The sequence below is a fragment of the Pseudoselenomonas ruminis genome (genome assembly GCF_008271295.1).
Taxonomy (GTDB): Bacteria; Bacillota; Negativicutes; order Selenomonadales; family Selenomonadaceae; genus Selenomonas_A; species Selenomonas_A ruminis.
Genome location: NZ_VTOY01000011.1, coordinates 34,046 through 52,921 on the forward strand (window position 1 = coordinate 34,046; position 18,876 = coordinate 52,921).

Below are 18,876 nucleotides of genomic sequence, written 5' to 3' on the forward strand. Positions count from 1 at the left end.
AACGATGTTTTATTTTACGTTCATGATGCCGAGGGCATAGCAGATGATACCAACTGCGAACAGACCGAAAATAATCGTGATAGCACTGACTTTGCGTTTGAGGAGTGCCATGCAGGCAAACGTCATGAGCAGTGGAACAAGACCCGGCATGAGCTGGTCGAGGATCCCCTGAACCGTCGTAACAACATGCTCGCCTTTGGCGTTCGTGATTTCCGAAACGACAACCGGGATGTTGACCGACGTCCATTTGTTAACGAGCGCACCCATGACAAACAGACCGAGGATGGAAGCACCTTCCGTAATCTTCTGGAGCTTGTTGCCAGCGATATCTTTGACGATATCCGTACCTTTGGCATAGCCGTATTTGATGCCGTACCAGCGAACTGCCAGACGAATGGCATTGAACAGAACGAAGAACAGGATCGGGCCGATGATGCTGCCCGTCAGTGCGAAGGATGCACCAAGAGCTGCCGTGATCGGACGGAGCGTGCCCCAGAAAATCGGGTCACCGACACCAGCCAGCGGGCCCATCATACCGACTTTGATACCGTTGATAACACCGTCTTCGATCGGTGCACCGTTAGCTTTTTTCTCCTCAAGAGCAGCCGTGATACCGATGATCGGTGCCGTTACGAATGGCTGCGTGTTATAGAACTCGAGGTGACGTTTGATCGCTTTTTTGAGCTCCTCGCCCTCATAGAGACGGCGAAGGATTGGTACCATGCCGAAGCAGTAACCCAAACCCTGCATACGCTCCATGTTCCAGGATGCCTGCAGGAAGTTAGAACGGACGAATGTCCAGAAAAAATCGCTGGAAGTAATTTTCTTTTCCATTATGTATATCCTCCTCTACTCGCGCTTAGTCAAGTTCGTCGTCAAGATCGTCGTCAGAGCTGGATGCTGCTGCGGCTGCTGGAGCTGCGGCTACTGCCTGATATTTCGGGTTCAGCTGGATGTAGACAACAGCGGCTACCAGGCCGATAACACCGAGAGCAACGAGGTTGAAGTTCGTGAAAGCTGCTACAACGAAACCGAGGAAGAAGAACGGCATGAGGTACTGAGCGCCCATCATGTTGATGACCATTGCATAACCTACGACAACGATGAAGCCGCCAGCGACCTGAAGACCACCGGAAATGACCGGCGGAATAGCACTCAGCATGTTCTCAACAGCACCCGTACCAACCGTCATAGCGACGAGCAGAGCCGGTATACCAACGCGGAGACCCTGCAGAATCAAAGCGCCGTAGTTGCACAGATCGATACCAAAAAGATTCCCCTCTTCTGCGTAATCGTCTGCTTTGTGCTGGAACACGACGGAAACCGTCTTACAAATGATTGCCAGTACCTGACCAGCAGCAGCCAGCGGCATGGCAATTGCGATACCAGTTGCCACGTCCTGATGGCTGGCAATAACCAGAATCGTCGAAATAACCGAAGCCAGTGCAGCATCCGGTGCGATTGCAGCACCGATGTTCATCCAGCCCAGTGCCATCATTTCGAGGGTACCACCGATGATAATACCAGTCGTCATATCACCAAGAATAAGGCCAGTGACCGTGCAGGCAATCAGCGGACGGTGCGTCTGCATCTCGTCCAGGCAGGACCCCATGCCTGCGATTGTCGCGAAGATAAAGATAAGCAGGATTTGAATAGAGCTCATTGTTTATTCCCTCCATTATGTAATATGAAATTCCCCAGGGAAGAAGCCGCCCCATACAGCTTCCTCCCTTCTATGAAGAATATCCTTATTTCAGGACATCCATCAGCATAACTTTCTTATCCGTATCAACTTTACGGATTTCCAGCTCGATGCCTTTCTCGTTGAGTTTCTTGAAGGACTCGATATCCTTGTCATCAACGGAAACAGCACCGGTAATCTGGTGTTTGCCTTCCTTGAAGCTCATGCCGCCAATGTTGACGCTCTTGATGTCAACGCCATGTTCAACCAGGTACAGAACGCTGGTCGGGTTCGTGAACAGCAGCAGGCATTTTTCGTTCTCATATTTCGGATTTTCATAAACGCGGATAGCTTTGTCGAGGTCAACGACATGGGATTTGATACCAGCCGGAGCAACCTGTTTCAAAAGCGTTGCGCGAATCGTGTCTTTTGCGACCTCATCATCGCAGACGATGATGCGCTGGCAGCCCGTTACCTTCGACCAAACCGTGGCAACCTGGCCATGAATCAGACGGTCATCAATTCTTGCTAAAACGATATTCATTATAAATCCTCCTCTTCATCATCGGAAATCTGGCTTGCGTGGAACGTCTGCGTGCCGTTCTTGCCGGCTTCAACAGCTTTCTCCATCAATGCCTTGATATCCGAACCATCATCCATCATCTGAGCGCTGCACATCTCGATAAGCATCGGCAGATTGACGCCCGTTACAATGCCGTAGTTCTCATTGCCGATAACCAGACGGCAGGCTGCGTTGTACGGGCTGCCGCCGAACAGGTCGTTCAGGAACAGGACACCGCCATCGCAATCGAGCTCTGCAATAGCAGCCTCGTATTTCTTGACGACGTCATCCGGACCCTCGCCCGGAATCAGCGTTACGGCACGAACATTTTTCTGTTCGCCGCAGATCATCTCGCAGGACTTCAAAAGTTCCTGTGCAAAAATACCATGTGTTCCAACAATAATACCAAACATGGAAACATCCTCCTTATACTACATTCCCTTATAACCATCCGGCTGTCTCTGAATGTTTTTGGCTTTTTTTGCCTTACGCCCCTATATATTGCAAGCTGCGTGCCAACTTTGTGTATTAAAACGAAAAAATCTTTTTACGCCTTATTTTACAGGGGTTTTTCATAAAACTTTTTTTCAGTCTGATACTTTTAATACACTATTGATACACTTTCAGGCTTTTTTCGATACACTTTAATACTGTCAGAAAATAAAATATCGACAAATAAAATACACTATGATGACAAACGTCATTATAGTGTATCGTATCGGCTTATTTTCTATTGACTTATATCATATTTGCCATGAAATAAAACTCATCTTCATCAAACCGGAGTTTTAGTGTCTCATCGAATACTCTGGCTGCTTTTTTCAGCGCCTGCAATTTTTGTGTATCGACTTCATCCTTATCGCCCTTGTAAACCAAGGCACTGCGGGTAACAATACGCTCCAGCGCACAGCCACAATGAACCAGCAGCCGGATTCGTACGGGATTTGAGAGCTTTTTCCCCAATTCTTTTTCCAGCAGCCGGTCAAACTCGAGCAGCCCGCCCATGACTTTGGCAGGATTCAGGTAGGTCAAAAACTTCTGCAGGGATTCCTCGCAAAGTTTCTGCACGACCATGCTCCCTCGTTTTTTCGGCACCATATCGATTTTCCGGTCCAAAACCAATTCCGAAAGCAGCTGCTCGCCCGTGCCGTCAATAAGCTGTTCCAACGGGATAAACGGAATCTTCGCCTGAGGCTTCTTCATCCCCACCGCCGCTACGATGCGATACGCCTGGCTGATTTCCTCGATGCGCTCTTCCATGTGTACCAGCCCGATGGGGATAACCTCAACGGCCCGTCCCGCATGGCGCAGGATATCTTCCACCAATGCCTTGAGTTTCAAGGCTGCCCCCTGGCCCGTAGAGCAAATGGTCACAATAGCTTCCTGGCTGTTTTCGTTATGCTGGGAAGCATCTGCCGAATCCACCGCTTCATAACCCTTGAAATTCCGCAGGGATTCATAGATGCTGTCCAAATCCATTCCCGCGATATCCACCTTGCGCATCGCCTCAAGAATCAATGGCGTGGATACCATATCCAGCGTGCGGATAGGAATTTTCAGCTTTTCCGAAAGCATGGAGCCGATGTTGCAAAGCGACCCCATATCCGCGAGAATCAGTACGCCTTTGGCACAGTTCATGGTCCGCAGCATTGCCGCCGTCTTGTCGAATATCTCCTGCGGCTTGATTTCCAGCGGCATATCCACCGCAATGATATTGATATCGGTAGAACTGAACAATTTCTGCGCGACATCGACCATCGAGCTGGCCGTGCTCTTGCCATGGGTTGCCACGAGTATCGTTACCTTCTCATCGAGACCGTCATCATCGGACGATTCCAGCAGCAGGGCAATATACTCGATTTCATTGCGCGGCACCTTGAGATGGTAATGCTTTTCAATCATCTCACCGATTTCGCCAGCCACCTGCACGCACTGCGAGTCCTGCGGAACTGCCCCCTCAATTTCCGTATAGGGAATCGATTCCTTCGACTTTACCCGCTTGAGGAACGCCGACAGGTGCAGGCTAAACGCGTACAAAAAGCGGTCGCGGTAGCTGCGGTTCATGCGTTTTTGCACGTAGAGCGATACCTGCTCCGAAAAATCCACCAGGGCTTCATCGACAATTTTCAGCAGGCGCTCACGCGTCGTCATATTGACCGAATGCTTCTTATTATAGAGGTCTTTGACATACACATTGACATCCGTAGCAACGATTTGCTTGATGAGCTCATCGCTGATGCCTTCGCCTTTTAACAGCGCTACTTTGTCTTCCACAACCTGATACAAATTGAAGCCGCCTTCATTTCCGCCAGCGCCTTCCATCTGGAAATTACCGCCCGGCGGCGATACAACCAGCGGTTCGCTGACATATTTCGTCAGTTCCGTCAGCGCCTGCCGGTTGGCCGAAAGCGTCAGCAAACCATCCTTGACATTCGGCGGCAGCATCTTGAAATCGACTTCGATATAATTCGGATTGTCAATGCCATTCAGAAAAGCCTGCGCACAGAGCAGTTTGATATTCGACTTCAGCTGCCCCACGTTGCCGCTGCCAATGCTTCCAATCAGCGCCTTTACCGATTCGACACTGATGCGGACCGGTTTTTTGACGCGCTGGGCTTCATCCATAAACAGCAGCTTCAAAATATCCAATTTTTCTTCCAAGGTGCGCTCCGCCAGCGGCCGGATCGTAATGATATTCGGAATGCGGCGCACGAAGGTACGCGTGAGCGCCGAGTTCGGGTCCTCGGTCGTCGCGCCAATGATAAGCACCTTCGCCCGGCGGCTGCGGGTCGTCTCGCCCAAACGGTTAAACGTGCCCGTATCCATAAAATAGAATATCATTTCCTGCCCTTCTGGTGGCAGGCGATGAATTTCATCCAGGAACAATACGCCGCCATCGGCCTCTTCCACAAGACCAGCCTTGGCCGTATCCGCCCCGGTAAATGCCCCTTTGATATGACCAAAGACATGCGAAATCAAAAGCTGCGGATTGTTGTAATAATCGGCACAGTTAAACGTCACAAACGGTGCATCGTCGGCAAAGCGGTGCATGGCCTTGCCATAGGCAAACATCATGTGCGCAAACAAGGTCTTGCCGACACCAGTCTGGCCTACAATCAGCGTGTGCAGGCCATCGGGCGGGTAGAGAATAGCGGCCTTTGCCTGTTCGACCTGCCGCTTGAGGCTCCGCTCCGCACCAATCAGATGTTCAAACGGATTTATCTCCTCCTCTTCCACGCCACTGAGTTTCCGGCACTCCTCAATATCCTGGAACTGGCAGCTGCCAGTTCCAAAATCCGTTTCCAACAGTCCCTCCAGCGTTTCCCTGTCGAAATAACGAACCGGCCGCCCGGAAAATTTAACGATTTTCCCCTGGCGATGCAGTTCATTTAATTCTTTTGACACATTATTGCGCAAAATATCCAAGGCACCGGCAATCTCCTGAGCGTCCATCCCCACCTGGCCCTTTAACTGCTCTTTCGTATAGGCTGCCGATTTCTCCTGAATATAGTGATAAATCCGCTCGCTGCGTTTCATCCATATTCCTCCATTCTGATACTCTAATTCTTATTATAACGCCATTGTTCCAGATTTGTCGAAGACAAATCTTATTCCGAGTTATAACAGTGTATCAAAAACAGAAAAGCCAGCAGCTAGGCTGCCGGCTCGTACCTTACGGGTTATTTCTTGTTTTTCTTTTTGTCCTTGTCATTGGCAGCATCCTGCTTCTGCTGCTCAATCGGTGACAAGCTAAAGTCAACAATCTGCCCCTTCTGATTGGTAATGACATCGCACTGAACCAGCGGATGCTTCTCGAACTGGGTCACATAGACAAAACGGTCATATTTACCCAGGCGAATCCAGGCATTAAACTGATACTTCTGCAGTTTGCCCAAATTCTTGAGAATGGCCTCCTGCTTTTCCTTCACCGTTTTTTCGGTCAAAGCCTTTTGCCGTTCTGCGTCCAACTGGGAATAAGCCGTCTTATAGTCCGCCTTGACCAGCATCGTCTCCATCCACTTCTGCGCTCCCTGCTGTTCCACCGACATCGTCTCTGCTTCCGGCGTAGCGGCAAACACATTGGCCGACATTGCTACGAGGCAGGCAAGGCAAAGCGCTAAAATATATTTTTTCATAATGGCAACCACCTTCCCAAAAATAAAAGATTCACTTATTTCTGTCCATTGTATCATATCCATCCTAAAAATTCATAAAAAAAGAAGCAGTTATCAAAACTGCTCCCTCTACCAGCATCAAAGAATCAATTCATAGCCAGCTTCCTCGATGACCTGCTGAAATTCCGCCTCCGGAATCTCGCGGCTCATCTTGACGGCTGCCGTTCCGTTTTCCAGATTGACTTCCACCCCGGTCACACCGTCCATCTTAGCCAGTGCATCCGTCACATGTTTCTGGCAGTGTTTGCACATCATGCCTTCAATTTTAAGGGTCTTCTCCATAACCAAAACCTCCTCATTTATCATCGAGCCGCCATCAACGGGCTGCGGCTGGCGCAGCGTAACGAAGCGCAGCCGCAGGGCATTGAGGCAGACACAGACACTTGACATACTCATAGCAGCTGCTCCAATCATCGGCGACAGCTTGATTCCCAGCGACGGGAACAGCACCCCCGCAGCCAGTGGAATGCAGAGCACATTGTAGAAAAATGCCCAAAACAGATTTTCCTTGATGTTGCGCATAACCGCCTTTGACAGGCGTATCACTCCTACGGCATCCAGCAGGTCATTTTTCACCAGCACTGCATCGGCACTTTCCAGGGCAATATCGGTTCCCGCACCAATCGCGATTCCCATATCCGCCTGCGAAAGCGCGGGGGCATCGTTGATTCCATCGCCAATCATGGCCACCCGGTGACCTGCTTTCTGCAAAGCCGCAATATGCGCGGCCTTATCCTCTGGCAGGACACCAGCAATGACCTGCGAAATATCCAGCCGGCGGCCGATTGCTTTGGCCGTGCGTTCATTATCGCCAGTCAGCAGCACCACATCCAGTCCCATAGCGCGAAACTGGCGGACGGCCAGACCGCTGGTAACTTTCTCCCGGTCAGCCACACCAAAGATTCCCACAACAGCCGTATCGCGCGCCATCAGCAGCGGGGTAGCACCTTTATCGGCAAGCGCCAGCAGCTGCTCTTGATACGCTTGCGTATCAATCCCCTGTTCTTCCAGGAAGCGCTGATTTCCTGCCAGCCATTTATGCCCGTCCTTTTGCGCATTGACGCCGCGGCCAAACACGGCCGCAAAATCCGTCATCGGTTCCGGCGCGATTTGGCGTTCCTTCGCATACGTCAGGATTGCTTCGGCCAGCGGATGCTCACTGCCTGCTTCGAGGCCAGCCGCCGCAGCGATAAGCGCCTCCTCCGAAATGCCGAAAGCCTGCACCGCCGTCACCTCAGGGCGGCCTTCCGTAACCGTTCCCGTCTTATCCAAAACAACCGTATCCACGCGATGGGCGGTCTCCAACGCTTCGCCGGACTTAATGAGGATTCCGTTTTCTGCTCCTTTGCCAATGCCCACCATAACCGCCACCGGCGTAGCGAGCCCCAGCGCACAGGGGCAGGAAATGACGAGAATCGAAATCGCAATGGAAAAGGCAAATTCGGCATCGGCCCCCGCCAACAGCCATGCCCCTCCGGCAATTGCTGCAACCGCCATGACCGCAGGAACAAAGATACCGGCAATCTTATCGGCTAAACGGGCAATCGGTGCTTTGCTCGCGCTGGCCTCATCCACCAGCCGGATAATCCGGCTAATCGTGGAATCTTCCCCTACGCGTTCGGCTTTAAATCGGATAAAGCCATTCTTATTGATGGTAGCCGAAATCACCGCATCACCGATATTCTTTTCTACGGGAATGCTCTCACCAGATATTGCCGATTCGTCGACACTGGTCGTTCCCCAGATAACGACACCATCAGCTGGAATGCGTTCGCCAGGGCGGACGACCACGGTGTCCCCTGCCAGCAGCTCAGCACTATCGACGACAATCTCCTGCCCATCCCGCAGAACGGTTGCCTGTTTGGGCGCCAGTTCCATCAGTTGCTCGAGCGCACTGCTGGTCTTGCCCTTGGCCCGGCTTTCCAGATATTTTCCCACTGTAATCAACGTGACAATCATGCCCGCCGATTCGAAATACAGATTCTGGCTATACGATGACACCAACATCCAATCGCCATGGCCCATTCCCCAGCCGATGCGGAATATCCCCACGACACCAAACAAAGCCGAGGCCATCGAGCCCATCCCCACCAGGGTGTCCATATTCGGCGCTCCCTGTATGAGTGCGCGGAACCCGCCGATATAAAACTGGCGGTTCAGCAGCATAATCGGCAGCAATAGCAAAAACTGGACAAAGGCAAATGCCACAGCATTTTCAGGTCCGGCTAAAACATCGTGAACCATAGCCGGCACCCATGCGCTCAGATGACTTTGCATCGCCACCACCATCAACGGCAATAGGAACACCAGTGACCAAAGGAGCCGCTGACGCAGTTTCTCTATCTGCCGTTCCGCCATCCGTTCCATTTTCTTTTCCGAATGATTCCCTGCCCCTTGGGCCGACGCTCCATACCCGGCCTTTTCCACCGCTGCGATTACTGCCGCTGCATCCACGACCTGCTCATCGTATTGGAGCTGCATGCTGTTTGTCAGCAGATTGACCGATACCTCCTGGATTCCCGCCAGTTTTTCTACAGCTTTTTGCACCCGTGCCGAACAAGCCGAACAGGTCATTCCTGTCACATTGAACTTTTCCTTCTTCACTCGATTCTCCTTTCCTGTAGGAGCATGTTTACTTCATGACCTTTTGCAAAAGCCCGCAGAGCTCATCGACCACCTCGTCATGGCCCGCGCGGATATCGGCCACCACACAGCTATGAATGTGCTGGTTCAAGAGCTCCTTTGTAAACGCATTAAGTGCCGACTGCACTGCACTGACCTGTGTCAGGATATCCACACAGTAGCGGTCGTCATCCACCATTTTATGAATGCCGCGAATCTGACCTTCGATCCGATTCAGCCGGCGCACCAACGATTTATACTCCTCACCATTCTTATCACGGAATTTATGCTTAACCGCCCCCGCACAACAGCCGCAAACCTTCTGCTCCATCTCGCTCATCGCCAACTCTCCTCTAATACAATATACCCTATATAGGTATATTATACCTCCTGTAGGTATATGTCAATAATAATTCGCAATTACCCCCCCACCCAATATTTTCCCCAAAACATAAACTACTTAACACAGGTTATACAATTGCAGTTTATAGGAGAGAGGGGCGATACAGCTCTTCGGCGGCGAGGAACACAGTACCAACGCTCCGCCGGTGACAACCCGCTACAAGAAATTTTTGCCTTTTAATTAAGAGTTGGAAAACAGTTAAACGCGCTTCGCTTGAACGAAACTGCTTTTCCAACGAGAACGCCGGCAAAAATTTCTTGCTTAACGCGGAACGTCAAGGCTGCGCTTATGGTACTGTGTCCCCCGCCGCCTGGGGTGGAATCGACACTACTATGCCTTCCCCTCTGGGGACGTCAGCGGGATGCCAGTGGCATCTCCGAGAGGTGGGCGCGAAGCGCTCGGATGAGGTCATTCTGTATAACTTACGATTTAATTAATACCTAAAGCTGCTACCTCATCTGCCCCTAACGGGGCACCTTCCCCAGAGGGGAAGGCAAAAGTTCGTGTTTGTTCTAACCTCAGCCGCCGCTAGGGACAGTGCCATAAACGAAGCTTTGATGTTTTCCGTTAAGAACGAAATTTTTATCCTCCCCCTTCGTCGGAAAAATTCTACCGTCCAAGCGAAGCACGTTTTGGATTTTTCCGATGCTTAATTTAGGATAAAAATTTCGTTTAGGAAAACATCTTGGCGTAGTGTTGGCACTGTCCCTAGCGGCGGCGAAGAGCTGCTTCGAACCAAGCCTCTCTAACCCACAAACTGCAATTTACTAAAAAAAGACCGATAATTCCTACGAACCACCAGTCTTTTCATATTCACCGCTCATGCAGCATATAGTCTTCATCTTCATCGATAATCTGGAGCATCACATCGGCAAACTCCGGGTCGAACTGCGAATTGCGCCCTTTGGCAATTTCTGCCCGCACCACATTCTGCGGCAAAATATCACGGTAACTGCGCTTAGACGTCATCGCATCATAAGCATCTGCCACGGCAATGATGCGCGCATAAATGGGAATCTCACTGCCCTTTTTCCCATCCGGATACCCCGTACCATCAAATCGTTCATGATGGGAACGCGCGCCAATAGTAAGTTCCGGGAACTCAGCCACCAGCTCGAGGATTTCCGAGCCGATAACCGTATGCTCCTTTATCCGGTTATACTCCTCATCGGTAAGCCGGTCCGGTTTGTTGATGATTGCCTCCGGCACGCCAATTTTGCCAATATCGTGAAGCAAGCCCATAAAATAAAGCTTTTGCTGCTCTTCTTCCGTCCAGCCCAGTTTATAGGCAATATGACGGGAATAACGCCCTACCCGCTGGGAATGACCGCGGGTATACGCGTCCTTGGCATCGATGGTTTTCGCCAGCGCCATGACCGTCTCCTCGAACAACCGCTGGCTCGAGGCCAGCCGTTCCTCAGCCAAATGCGTCTGGCGTCTGACTTCACTGCGCAAATGGCGGTGCAGATATTCAAGTTCCAAGACCTGCTCTACCTTTTTCACCACAATGATTGGCACAAACGGCTTGCGCACAATCTCAAACGCCCCCGCCATAATACTGGCAGCCTCTGCCTTTTGGGTCTGGTCCATGGTCATCATGATAACCGGAATATCCTTGAAGCGTTCATCCTCCCGAATGCGCCGCAGCACTTCAAAGCCATCCATATCCGGCAAGTCATCCGACAATAGCACCAGGTCCGGCCGCTTCTGCTCAACATACGCCAGTGCCGCACTGCCAGCCGCCACACCAAAGAAATTAACACGGGAGGCTAAAACATGTTCCAACTTTGTGCGGTCCTCCGTCCTGCCATCAACTGCCAGCACCAGCGACTGCCGCATCTGTTCAATTTGCATATATCCTTTTCACCCGTTAAAAATCCCTACACTTTAAAGAAATTATAAACCACCTTTCTATTTTGCCCTTTTTCCTAAAAAAAAGCAAGTTCTGTAGCGAAATGACCAACAATTGTCGTTACTCCATGCTTATCTGCTGCATCACCAGTTTGGCCACAGCATCGGCCAGGCGGTCAATCGAGCGGACCATCACCGCCTGCTGGCCGTATATTGCCCGCGCCGCTAATTCGGCACCATCACTTGCCAGCACACTATTCACCAACGCCACGAGTTTCACGCCACGTTGCCGCAATTTTTTCACCGCTTCCGCCGTATCTTCGATGGCGGCCTTATCCATATAACGCTGGCTTCTCCCCCAGCCTAATGAAATGTCCAGTATATCACTGGGATTAGCATCGGTCAGCACCATCAGCAGCTGCTGCCTGCTTCCATCCTTTGGGATGAGCTTTTCCACCCCCAGAAGCGCCAGCCCGTCCCGGTTCCAGCCGCCTGCACGATACGAAAAGATTCCCTTGCCATCGCTTTGCCCAAAAGATTTCAACTGGCAAAATACAGTCACGCCCTGCACACTGCAAAACGAATACACCTGAACCGGAATCCGGCAGTCTGCCAAAGCCGTGGCGATCGCGTAAGTCTGTGCCGCCACCACGCCCTGCTGTGCCCGCCGCGATTCCGAAGCATCCAGCAGCAGCGTAACGGCAAAATCTGCCCGATCTTCCTCCTGATACTGACCGAAAACACAAGGGTCATGCAGAAAAATTCCCCGCCAGGCCTTCTCGGGCGCAAAGACTCCCTGCCGTCCCGCGATTTTTAACGGCTGACGATAAATCAGCAGACAATTCCGCAGGGAATCGCGAAGCCGCCGCCGGCAAAATTGATAGTTCCGTTGATTTTCCCGCCAGAAGGCTCGATTCGGCTGGCAGGCATCCGTTTCCCGGCCATAAGCAAAATACAAATGTGCCTGCCGGTGCTTCCCACAGCATAATTCCGCCTCGAACTGCGCACGCACGGACTCTGTCAAAAGCGGTTTACCATACCTTGCCGCAAGCTCCGCCAGCCGCGCCGCCTGTTTTTCATGGCCCCATCCCGGAAGATTCCCGCCTGCATTTCCCTGCTCGCCATCACCGGCAGCTGGCGGCAAGCGGCGGATAGAAAATTCCGCCTGCCCTTCCAGCCGCAGCCAGCGCCGGAGCCATTGCTGCAAACGGCTGCCCAGGATAATAAGCCAACTCCGCCGTCTGCCTGCCATAAAGCGGAAGACAAAAAAACGCCGCAGGATTTGGTCGGTCCGCCCGATGATTTTCTCAGTGGTAAGGTCTGCTGGGTAGTCGAGCGCTTCATATAGTTTTTTGTCCCAGGGATTGCGTATGCCATGCGGCTCCCCAAGGATTTCACGGCAGCGGCCAGCCTTCAGCGTCTGAATGATTTCACTTCGCATCATGAGCTGCTGCATGCTCACATCAACCGAATCCTGTAAAAAATGCCGGGCATGTTCCCGGCGCAGCCCGGCAAGAACCGGACGGTTCGGAAGCTCCCGTTTATAAACGGCCTGTTCTATTCCGAGCCATAAAATATCTTCAAACACACTCGACAACACCGACTGGTCAAGCTGCCCAACGTATGCCGCCAGTTTCTCCTCATCATAGAAACGATGGGCAAAGCCGATAATAGAATTCAAATAAAGGTCTGGCGTTCCATCTTCATGGAACGCCAAAAAAGCAGGCTGAAAACCATACGAGCCTGCTGCTGTCCATACGATATTCATCGCCCGGCGCCGCCGGGCCTCACGATTGGACGCCTGCCTCATTACCTTCATCCTGTGCCCCCGTCAATCGAACAGTTCTGCCGCCTTCATCGTCTCCGAAATCCGCAGTGCCACGGTATCCCGCACCAATTCTTGTTCGTCTTCGTCAAAACACTTATGGATAATCCCCATTGAAAGCGCCGGATACACACCTAAGCCAAACTCCATCAGGCGGATTGCATCAAGAAGCCCGCGAATATCCACGGCCTTACTGCTGATTTCCCCATTCTCGCACTTCTTTTGCAGGTCAGCAAAAAGCTCCACCATCAGCCGTCTGCCCTTAGCTGTGAGCCGCGGAAATTCAGCCCCGATAAGGCGTTCCAAATCCTCAGCACCAATCGCCGGAAGCTGCAGCACCACAAACCGGGACGCCAGTGCTTCATTGAGTTCCCGCGTCCCCGCATAACCATAGTTCATCGTGGCAATAAACCGCGTTGCCGGATGAAGCCGCAGCCGCCCATAGCCCGGAACATCCAAAATCCGGCGGAAATCCAGCAGCGAATGCAGGACCGCCAAGGCCTCATTCCGGGCCATATTGATTTCATCAAGCACCCCAAAGCCACCGGCCTTGGCGCACTCATATACAGGACCGGGACGGAATTCCACCGCACCATTCCGGAAGGTATCGGTTCCCAAAAGATAGGTGGAATCCATATTAATATGAAACGAAATATTCCAATCGGGGCGGCCAAAAGCCGCCGCCAAATTTTCAGCCAGCACGTTTTTTCCCGTTGCTTTCGGGCCTGCCAGCAGCAGATTTTTCCCAGCTGCTATAGCAGTCACCGCCTGTTCCAGCACCTCGCGCCCGTAGTAGCGAAACCTTGGCTCGGTCACCGGCCGCTCTCCCTGCCATGGATACTGCTGCCGATAGCGGTCCACTTCCGCCAGCAGCGACTCACTCAATCCCTGCTCTTGCCAAAATTCTCTCATGGTCTTTCATAATCCCCTCTGATGGCTCCAATCAACACATCCCGGAGAACCTGCTCCAGCGACCCTTTGCGCCGCGATGGATATGCTTTTTCCTTGGCCCGGTATAATGCCGCTTCCATCTCTGCATCCGTCTTGTCCGACGCCTCCCAGGCCGTCTTTATTTCCGCATAAGCATCCTGCCACTGACGGCGGTCATAATAGATCAGCCCACGATAATAATGCGCCCGCCAAACCGGATAGATGCTGTCATCATGCGGCGTACTCTGCGCCAGCCCAAAATCCTCCAAGGCCCGCGAATCATAATTGAGTTCATAATAAGCCCGGCCGCGCAAATAATAAGCATAAGCCAGCGGACTGTCCGTTACCGACGCATCGCGGATCACACGGCCGAGCTCATTGATGGCCCGATGCTGCTCCCCGCGCTGAATCATCGCCACACAGCGGTCAAAAATAAGCCCTAAGCCATACTGGTTTTCCAGTTTTGTCCCGAGCGTATCTTTTTCTTTGCCGCTGGCCTGCCGGTATTTTTCCAGCAGCTCTTCATTCTGCCGCTTGAGTTCGTCGCGCTCCTTTTGCAATTTTTCCAGTTCGGTACGTTTCTCCATCATCGCCTTCAAATCGAGATTGTCGGTATCAATTTCAGCGGTAATCACCACCGTATACCGCCAGACATCGCCATCGAGCTCCGGTTTGACTTTTTCATCGGTTACTTTCAGAACTGCGCCCGAGATAACCTTCACATCATCTTCCGTCAGCTGCATGTTCTGGGTCTTCGAATAGCTCTCCACATAGACGCCGGCCTTCTCCACTGCCGCCCGCATAGCTTCCTGTCGGGCAGCATCCTTGGCAATCTTTGGCGAGTCATTTTCACCCATGATATAAACACCATTTGCCGTGATGATTTGCGGCGCCGCTTCGCCCACGGCCACCCCCAAGAGGAGCAGGCAGGACATGAAAAATCCCATTAAATATTTTCCCATTGCAAACACCTTCTCCATCTGCCTTACAAAATATATCTTTCGTTTCTCTCATAATATAAAAATTAGTTGACAAAGTCATTAATCTGTTTTTATATTTCTATTAGATTTTCTCCATTCCTCACCGAAATCCTGCCCCTGCGGCCAGACATACAAAAAAGGCCTCCGATTACTCGGAAGCCTATGCTTTCAATGGAGCTGATTATAGGACTTGAACCTACGACCTGCTCATTACGAATGAGCTGCTCTACCAACTGAGCTAAATCAGCAAAGATATGGAGCTGATTATAGGACTTGAACCTACGACCTGCTCATTACGAATGAGCTGCTCTACCAACTGAGCTAAATCAGCAATTTGTCAGGTACTCCATAACTGACAGGATTTATTATAAGGGATGAAAGTCATCCTGTCAACACTTAAATCATATTTTTCTTACAAGCGGCGAACGCCGAACCATTCACAGCTGTCATCCCAGAATGCCTGCGTCTGGAAATCCGTACGGCCATAGCTGTTCGTGCTGGTGATTACCAGCTGCTGGTCGACAATGCGCGAAGAAAGTTTGTGCCAACGGTCTACGCGGAAGCCGATGTTTGCCAGGCTGTTCCAAGAAATATACGTCGTCCAAAGACCGTTATGCTTGCCAACGAGCCAATAGCCGCAGTTCTTGTCGTTCGAACCATGGGTTGCCGTAATTTCAAACAAGCGCATTCCCGGATCAGTCGTCTCGATTGCACGGACATTGAAATCCACTCCCGCGTACCGGCCATCAAAACTGTTAAAGGACAGATAGTCTTTCTCACCATCAGCACTCATCAGGCGCATGACACGGCCATCCGAAACGAATTTTATCTTCTGGCCATCCTGGTCTGTCGCCGTTACGGTTTTATCCGCAATGGTCATGCTCTGGCTTATGCCGGTTACTACCATTGCATCTGCCTGGCCCTGAGAAAACACCATCGTAGCCGCAATGCCGGCTGCCGCCAATAATTTACTGATCCGATTCATAATGCTAACACTCCTATCATGATTCCCTGTTGGATATTCTGGAATCTATTTTATCATCCACAATACATAATTCAACATCAGTCTTCATATTCCTTCTTTTCAGTGCCAATATTCTTATGCTACAATGAATTCAAATAAACCATTGGAAAAACATTGAGAGGTACGATATGCAGGGGCTTCGTTTATTGCTTATCGAAAACTCCATATATTTTCAGGACACCTGCGCGCAGGAACTGCTCACACGGCTTCCGGCTGGCAGTCTGGTCGAAAAAACGGCTGACCCGGTAGACGCCAAGACAAAGATTCAGCTCTTCCAGCCAGCCGTTATCGTCATGAATTTTGCCATGTCCGTGATTACCATGGATGGCAATCCACTGCTGCCAGTCTTCGCCAGCCAGTATCCGCAGATTCCCGTCATCACTTACGGTTTGATGGATACCAGCAAAAAAACGGCCATGAATTCCGGCGCATATGCCTACCTGAAAAAACCGGGACCAGAGCAATCCCTCGACGGCTTCTATGACGAACTCGTCCGCCTGGCAGCTGCTGCCGCCGCATCAGTCACTAGCACACCGCAGACCAATGTCGGCCCGGGCGCTATGGTCACTAAGGAAGTCTGGACGGCAGCCATGCCCAAAAAGGGCTGGCTCCCCCTCGCTCCATCGGCACAACCGGCACAAACAGCACCACCGGCCCCAATGGCACCGGCAGCACCAACGCCGGAAATACCGCCTGCCAAACCAGCGCAGCCAATGCAGCCAGCATCGGCTGTTCAGGAGCCAGCCGAAAAGCCCGCGGTAATCCTGCCAGCTGCCAGCAAAAAGGAAATCCAGCTCATAGCCATCGGCTCCTCCACCGGCGGAACCGAAGCGCTTTCTTCCATTTTAACCCGCCTTCGTCCGCCGCTCCCCGGCATCGTCATCGTACAGCATATCCCGCCCATGTTCTCACGGCTTTTGGCGCAACGCCTCAACGATGAATGCGTCCTCACCGTCAAGGAAGGAGCTACCGGTGACATCGTCCGCCCGGGTCACGTCTATATCGCACCGGGCAATAAACATATGACCGTGCATCGCTGTGGCGGGCAAATCATGCTGGACTGCACGCCGGGAGAACCCGTCCATAGCTGCTGCCCATCGGTCGATGTCCTCTTTGACTCCGTTGCGCAGGAAATCGGCGCCGGAGCCCTCGGCGTCATTCTCACCGGCATGGGAAAAGACGGTGCCGAAGGACTGCTGCATATGCGGCAAAAAGGGTCTCCAACCCTAGGACAGGACCAGCAGAGCTCCATTGTCTACGGCATGCCTAAGGCGGCCTTTGACTGCGGTGCCGTCGAGCATCAGGTCTCTCTGACCGATATGCCAAGGGCCATCACGCTTTCCGCCCGCTGACCAATATTGACCATAAAAAATGCCAGCTTTTCGCTGGCAATTTTTTTTATCCTTTTTGGTGATTCCGTTCACGGTAACAATAGCCCAGCCACAAAACCAGCAGCCAGACCGGCAAGAGATATACCGCCAGTTCCATATCAGGAATCTGCAGCATAAAATACCAGACCCCCACGAGGAACGCAATGCATACATAATTGATGAACGGATATAGCGGCGATTTAAATTTCGTTTCCTTCCCATGTTCCTTGCAGTACTTGCGGAACTTGAGATGGGTAATCGTAATCGTCATCCAACTAATCGTCGCGGCAATTGTCGCAATCGACATCAGATACATAAAAATCTTTCCTGGGAAAAAGTAATTGAGTGCCACACAGATAAGCGTGATTCCCGAAGATACGAAAATTCCCTTGACCGGCACGCCGCGCCCGGAAAGATGTCCCAAAAACTCCGGTGCCTCATCCTTTGACGCCAGGCCGTAAAGCATGCGGCTGTTGCTGTAGATGGCAGAATTGTAGACCGATACGGCCGCCGTCAAAACGACAAAATTCAGGATATGCGCCGCCGCTACCACACCTACATTGGAGAAAATCTGCACAAACGGGCTGGCGTCAACACCGACCTTATTCCACGGCCAGAGAGCCATAAGAACAGCCATCGTGCCAACATAGAACAGCAAAATGCGCCAAATGACCTGATTGATAGCCCGCGGAATCGTCTTATCGGGATTCTCCGCCTCACCAGCCGTGATACCGATGAGCTCAATGCCGCCAAACGAGAACATGACAACAGCCGTAGCCATCGCAAGGCCCCACCAGCCATTCGGCAGGAAACCGCCGTTCACCCAGATATTGCGGAAATTATCGGGGAAGCTCAGCGGGCCGCTAAGCAGCAGATAGAGCCCCAACACGATCATCAATACGATAGCGGCAATCTTGATGAGCGCCATCCAAAACTCAAACTCGCCGTAGAGTTTGACATTTATGAGGTTGATTGCCGTTATGACGACCAGGCAGATAAGCGCCGCAATCCACTGCGGCAAATCGGGATACCAGAACTGCATATAGATGCCCACAGCGGTAAGCTCGGCCATCGAAACCAGCACATAATTGAACCAATAATTCCAGCCGGACAAAAATCCCGGGAACTTGCCCCAATATTTCGTGGCATAATGGCTAAACGACCCCGATACCGGTTCATCGACTGCCATCTCACCCAGCATGCGCATGATAAAAAAGATAACGATACCGCCCAGCAGATAAGCCAGCATAACAGCAGGCCCCGCCAGGGCAATCGTCGAAGTCGACCCATAAAAAAGTCCCGTGCCGATAGCGCCGCCCAGCGCGATCATCTGCAAGTGACGATTTTTGAGCCCACGCTTCATTTTCGTCGGTTCACTCATACATTCATCTCCAAATAAAAAGAATACCTTCCCATTATAGCATTTTCCCTTATCGCTTTACAACATTACAGA

General features: G+C 51.6%; 15 protein-coding genes and 2 tRNA genes. 1 reads left to right on the top strand and 16 read right to left on the bottom strand.

Features of this window, described 5'->3' with window-relative positions; genetic code table 11:
- Positions 1-9 precede the first annotated feature (9 nt).
- From manZ to FZ040_RS11085, 15 genes are all read right to left on the bottom strand, one after another.
- Positions 10-834, bottom strand: a complete 825-nt coding sequence (manZ, locus tag FZ040_RS11015) for a PTS mannose transporter subunit IID (protein ID WP_074515708.1) — start codon at positions 832-834, stop codon at positions 10-12.
- Between the two features lie 25 nt (positions 835-859).
- Complete coding sequence (locus FZ040_RS11020; RefSeq protein WP_074515707.1) at positions 860-1,663, bottom strand: PTS mannose/fructose/sorbose transporter subunit IIC; 804 nt, start codon at positions 1,661-1,663, stop codon at positions 860-862.
- 85 nt (positions 1,664-1,748) lie between these two features.
- Positions 1,749-2,225: a mannose/fructose/sorbose PTS transporter subunit IIB gene (locus FZ040_RS11025; RefSeq protein ID WP_033170958.1), complete on the bottom strand. Its 477-nt coding sequence runs from the start codon at positions 2,223-2,225 to the stop codon at positions 1,749-1,751.
- Positions 2,225-2,656: a PTS sugar transporter subunit IIA gene (locus FZ040_RS11030; protein ID WP_074515706.1), complete on the bottom strand. Its 432-nt coding sequence runs from the start codon at positions 2,654-2,656 to the stop codon at positions 2,225-2,227. Before FZ040_RS11030 ends, FZ040_RS11025 begins: the two co-directional genes overlap by 1 nt.
- Positions 2,657-2,981: 325 nt before the next feature.
- On the bottom strand, positions 2,982-5,780 hold the full coding sequence (locus FZ040_RS11035; protein ID WP_149172031.1) for a sigma-54-dependent transcriptional regulator: 2,799 nt from the start codon (positions 5,778-5,780) through the stop codon (positions 2,982-2,984).
- A 143-nt stretch (positions 5,781-5,923) separates the two neighbouring features.
- Complete coding sequence (locus FZ040_RS11040) at positions 5,924-6,379, bottom strand: hypothetical protein (protein ID WP_149172032.1); 456 nt, start codon at positions 6,377-6,379, stop codon at positions 5,924-5,926.
- A 117-nt stretch (positions 6,380-6,496) separates the two neighbouring features.
- A complete protein-coding gene (locus tag FZ040_RS11045) occupies positions 6,497-9,022 on the bottom strand; it encodes a heavy metal translocating P-type ATPase (protein ID WP_149172033.1) in 2,526 nt (841 codons plus the stop codon).
- Between the two features lie 28 nt (positions 9,023-9,050).
- Positions 9,051-9,380: a metal-sensing transcriptional repressor gene (locus FZ040_RS11050; RefSeq protein WP_149172034.1), complete on the bottom strand. Its 330-nt coding sequence runs from the start codon at positions 9,378-9,380 to the stop codon at positions 9,051-9,053.
- Positions 9,381-10,256: 876 nt separating this feature from the next.
- Positions 10,257-11,297, bottom strand: coding sequence for an HD-GYP domain-containing protein (locus FZ040_RS11055; protein ID WP_187620308.1), 1,041 nt, complete (start codon positions 11,295-11,297; stop codon positions 10,257-10,259).
- A 118-nt stretch (positions 11,298-11,415) separates the two neighbouring features.
- Positions 11,416-13,113, bottom strand: a complete 1,698-nt coding sequence (locus tag FZ040_RS11060; protein WP_149172035.1) for a vWA domain-containing protein — start codon at positions 13,111-13,113, stop codon at positions 11,416-11,418.
- Between the two features lie 12 nt (positions 13,114-13,125).
- The gene (locus FZ040_RS11065; protein WP_149172036.1) at positions 13,126-14,031 is read right to left on the bottom strand and encodes an AAA family ATPase; all 906 of its coding nucleotides are present in this window, start codon (positions 14,029-14,031) and stop codon (positions 13,126-13,128) included.
- Complete coding sequence (locus FZ040_RS11070; protein ID WP_149172037.1) at positions 14,028-15,011, bottom strand: hypothetical protein; 984 nt, start codon at positions 15,009-15,011, stop codon at positions 14,028-14,030. The genes FZ040_RS11065 and FZ040_RS11070 overlap by 4 nt, the downstream gene beginning before the upstream one ends.
- Before the next feature lie 190 nt (positions 15,012-15,201).
- Positions 15,202-15,277, bottom strand: a tRNA-Thr gene (locus FZ040_RS11075).
- A gap of 7 nt (positions 15,278-15,284) precedes the next feature.
- Positions 15,285-15,360: transfer RNA gene (locus FZ040_RS11080), tRNA-Thr, on the bottom strand.
- A gap of 81 nt (positions 15,361-15,441) precedes the next feature.
- Positions 15,442-16,014: a hypothetical protein gene (locus FZ040_RS11085; RefSeq protein ID WP_149172038.1), complete on the bottom strand. Its 573-nt coding sequence runs from the start codon at positions 16,012-16,014 to the stop codon at positions 15,442-15,444.
- A 167-nt stretch (positions 16,015-16,181) separates the two neighbouring features.
- Here FZ040_RS11085 and FZ040_RS14255 point away from each other — a divergent pair, with 167 nt between their 5' ends.
- Complete coding sequence (locus FZ040_RS14255) at positions 16,182-17,405, top strand: chemotaxis protein CheB (RefSeq protein WP_149172039.1); 1,224 nt, start codon at positions 16,182-16,184, stop codon at positions 17,403-17,405.
- Between the two features lie 46 nt (positions 17,406-17,451).
- Here FZ040_RS14255 and FZ040_RS11095 read toward each other — a convergent pair whose 3' ends face one another.
- Positions 17,452-18,804: an amino acid permease gene (locus FZ040_RS11095; protein WP_149172040.1), complete on the bottom strand. Its 1,353-nt coding sequence runs from the start codon at positions 18,802-18,804 to the stop codon at positions 17,452-17,454.
- Positions 18,805-18,876 lie beyond the last annotated feature (72 nt).

Bases quoted from the DNA above. Each gene is read 5' to 3' on its own strand.
- FZ040_RS11050 (WP_149172034.1), bottom strand. From the start codon at position 9,380: ATGAGCGAGATGGAGCAGAAGGTTTGCGGCTGTTGTGCGGGGGCGGTT.
- FZ040_RS11055 (WP_187620308.1), bottom strand. From the start codon at position 11,297: ATGCAAATTGAACAGATGCGGCAGTCGCTGGTGCTGGCAGTTGATGGC.
- FZ040_RS11095 (WP_149172040.1), bottom strand. From the start codon at position 18,804: ATGAGTGAACCGACGAAAATGAAGCGTGGGCTCAAAAATCGTCACTTG.
- FZ040_RS11030 (WP_074515706.1), bottom strand. From the start codon at position 2,656: ATGTTTGGTATTATTGTTGGAACACATGGTATTTTTGCACAGGAACTT.
- manZ (WP_074515708.1), bottom strand. From the start codon at position 834: ATGGAAAAGAAAATTACTTCCAGCGATTTTTTCTGGACATTCGTCCGT.
- FZ040_RS11025 (WP_033170958.1), bottom strand. From the start codon at position 2,225: ATGAATATCGTTTTAGCAAGAATTGATGACCGTCTGATTCATGGCCAG.
- FZ040_RS11060 (WP_149172035.1), bottom strand. From the start codon at position 13,113: ATGAAGGTAATGAGGCAGGCGTCCAATCGTGAGGCCCGGCGGCGCCGG.
- FZ040_RS11040 (WP_149172032.1), bottom strand. From the start codon at position 6,379: ATGAAAAAATATATTTTAGCGCTTTGCCTTGCCTGCCTCGTAGCAATG.
- FZ040_RS11070 (WP_149172037.1), bottom strand. From the start codon at position 15,011: ATGGGAAAATATTTAATGGGATTTTTCATGTCCTGCCTGCTCCTCTTG.
- FZ040_RS11020 (WP_074515707.1), bottom strand. From the start codon at position 1,663: ATGAGCTCTATTCAAATCCTGCTTATCTTTATCTTCGCGACAATCGCA.
- FZ040_RS14255 (WP_149172039.1), top strand. From the start codon at position 16,182: ATGCAGGGGCTTCGTTTATTGCTTATCGAAAACTCCATATATTTTCAG.
- FZ040_RS11035 (WP_149172031.1), bottom strand. From the start codon at position 5,780: ATGAAACGCAGCGAGCGGATTTATCACTATATTCAGGAGAAATCGGCA.
- FZ040_RS11085 (WP_149172038.1), bottom strand. From the start codon at position 16,014: ATGAATCGGATCAGTAAATTATTGGCGGCAGCCGGCATTGCGGCTACG.
- FZ040_RS11065 (WP_149172036.1), bottom strand. From the start codon at position 14,031: ATGAGAGAATTTTGGCAAGAGCAGGGATTGAGTGAGTCGCTGCTGGCG.